General features: G+C 68.7%; 1 protein-coding gene. It reads right to left on the bottom strand.

From position 1 onward, the window contains the following. Positions 1-299: 299 nt before the first annotated feature. Positions 300-828, bottom strand: a 529-nt coding sequence (locus FEZ63_RS24510) for a trypsin-like serine protease (protein ID WP_150950033.1), incomplete at its 5' end; no start/stop codon positions are given.

Raw genomic sequence — 828 nt, 5'->3', positions numbered from 1 at the left:
TCCCTCCCCCTTGCGGGGAGGGTCAGGGTGGGGGGGCGGCGCCAAGTTGAGTCCAGCGTGGAGCTTGCACCCCCACCTCAACCTCCAACTCCTCCCCACAAGGGGGAGGAGAGCCCGTGGGGGCTTCCGCGTCGTTTGCCTGCGATTGGCCACACCCGACGCACTCTCGATCCAGCGCGGGTTTCCCTCCCCCTTGCGGGGAGGGCCAGGGTGGGGGTGTCGGAGCCATCGTGTGTTGGTTCGGTGCTGCACCCCCACCTCCAGCTCCTCCCCGCAAGGGGGAGGAGAGCAGGGGTCCGTCATTGTTTCGTCCACGCGCCTTCCCGCCCACCGAGCCGGCGGGTGGCATCCATCACCCAGGCGAGATGGTCGGCGAGCGGGGTAATGGCGGTCAGCCCGCCGCATGCGCTCGGTACGCTGGTCTTCAGCGCGCCGCTGGACCAGCTTACGATTCCCGAAAGGCGATAATTCTGGCGGGCGCCGGTGAAAACCGGCCCGCCGGAATCGCCGCGGCACGCCCCGGCGCCGCTGGTCTCGGCCAGCCGGTTCCGATCGACCGCGATCTGGACCCGGTTCGACACCTCCACGATGCCGACCGCAATGAGCGTCGTCTCGCGCAAGGTGCGGGCGGAGCGATTCTGTTTCTCGGCCAGCAGGCCGAAACCCGCAATGGTCACGACATCGTTTTCTTCGATTGTCGCGGCACGGCGCGGATCATAAGGGGTGAAGTCGGCGCCGAGCGGCCGTTCCAGCTTGAGCACGGCGAGATCGACCCCCGGTTGCGTGCGCGGCGTCGTGCCGCGCACGAAAGCCGGGTGAACCGCGACC

Origin of the sequence: Microvirga brassicacearum (assembly GCF_008757455.1) — a bacterium.
In the GTDB taxonomy this organism is placed as follows: domain Bacteria; phylum Pseudomonadota; class Alphaproteobacteria; order Rhizobiales; family Beijerinckiaceae; genus Microvirga; species Microvirga brassicacearum.
Note: the sequence above shows the minus strand (reverse complement) of the source record. Positions and strands in the feature narration are given on the sequence as shown.